Source organism: uncultured Candidatus Kuenenia sp., from assembly GCF_900696675.1.
Classification (GTDB): Bacteria; Planctomycetota; Brocadiia; order Brocadiales; family Brocadiaceae; genus Kuenenia; species Kuenenia stuttgartiensis_A.
Genome location: NZ_CAADGZ010000256.1, coordinates 1 through 1,702, shown reverse-complemented (window position 1 = coordinate 1,702; position 1,702 = coordinate 1). Strand labels below are relative to the sequence as shown.

1 protein-coding gene is annotated in these 1,702 nt (G+C 48.5%); it reads right to left on the bottom strand.

Translation table 11 applies throughout. The features are described 5' to 3' along the window. Positions 1-40 precede the first annotated feature (40 nt). Positions 41-1,597, bottom strand: coding sequence for a hypothetical protein (locus QZT26_RS17475; RefSeq protein ID WP_099323647.1), 1,557 nt, complete (start codon positions 1,595-1,597; stop codon positions 41-43). Between the last annotated feature and the right edge of the window lie 105 nt (positions 1,598-1,702).

Sequence of the window (1,702 nt, the reverse complement as noted above, 5' to 3'; positions counted from 1 at the left end):
TACTACTATCCATCAATTTCTTGTTTTTTATGCGTGTTTTTCATGCCGCCATTTCCGTAAGTGCTTTAATATCAAGGGCTGAAGCGGTCATCAGTGAACAAGAGAACTTCTGGCCTTTCTCCGTCAAAACATAGCGGTTGGCCCTCGGAACTTTGCGGATTAGACCGTGTGCCCGCAGCATCTTTATCCGTCGGGTCGTTCGTCCGGAATATTTCTTTTGCTGATCCTTGCCGGATTGTTCGGATTCCCGGTAAAGCCACTTACGCAAATCATGGTTGCGGAATCCATTTATCGCGTTTTCGCCTTTGGACAGGAACATCAGCATCTGGTAATCATCCTGCTGCCAGGGATTCAAACCTCGATACCTCTTGCCCTCTTTGACAACCTTGTTACAAGCGCTGCTCACCACTTCTTTCAGTTTCTCCTCTACCTGAGCCGCCGCCAAAGCATCCCCATAACGATCATTGCATTGTTGGCTCACCTCACACCGTCGATGAAGATCGCTTACGCCCTTACGCATCTTCTGCCATGACGCCGGTTTGCCTTCATCATCATTGGGACTCCGAAAGACCTTAAAGTCCCGCGTATTATTGATCGTTGTCTCAATACGCAAGAGACTACCGCTCTTGTTATACATCTTCACTGAATTATAATTCACACTGTGCTTGACCCGTATACCTTCATAGCGTCTTCGATAGTCGCTGATAACCTCATCAGGGGCAGCGCCTGCAAGGTTACGCCTACCCAAATACTTCATCACCGAAGAACTGTCGCAAACCCGCATCGCATGATGAACAAACGATGGAAACAACTCCTCCAATGCCTCAACCGATTTAAACATGATGTCCGTCGCCCACTCCGTCTCATCCGCAGACCAGTAATACTCCGGTTCCAACGGACGAAGAATCTGCGACAATGCCGGGCAACTGCCCAACGCAAGCCCGTTCAGCAGCTTCGCCCAGTCAGTCTTAAGCTGCTCATGGAGCAGAACCTGCGCAGCCGCAATATCCTCTATACGCACAAAACAGTTGCCGTCCTTAACATAATCAATACCTTGCTTCTGAAGTTGCCGCTCCAGCCAATGACGACCATTGAGACAAATGAAAATATTAAACGGCGCCCAACTCTGGATACGAACATGACCAAAACCAAACACTGGATCGTTAAAATAATGATACACAAAGACACACTTGCGGGGCGCCATTACCAACTCGAGCTTCTTGCTGGCCTTGTTGCCCTTGACCATCGGCGCAATACAAGGCTCTACCACACTCAACAGGCAGATGGAACCTTCCGTAATCCTCTTATCCGCCGCGATCTGGCGAGCCAACTTCTCCTTATCAACACCGCTGCTCATCAAATACCGCACCTCGATACCCAAATCTTTCGCCCGCGATTCACAACTGTCTCGCACCTGTGCCGTAAGCCCATTGACCCAACCGGAAAAATCCTTAAGCAGAATTCTCGCTTGGTTCATGAATGTTCCCATCCCACGCTCACTGGCCAACCACCGCAATGTCCCGCGAAAACGAATCCTGTCCAGACCGCTTATTGCACCCACGATCCTGTCTCGATATAATTCCATCAACTTATTCATAAGTAGTGTCCTCCAAATTGTCTGATTACTATTTACGAGGATACTACTATACTTTATAATAAACTAAAAATCACCTTTTTGGTTGCGGCCAAAGGCCGCGCTAGG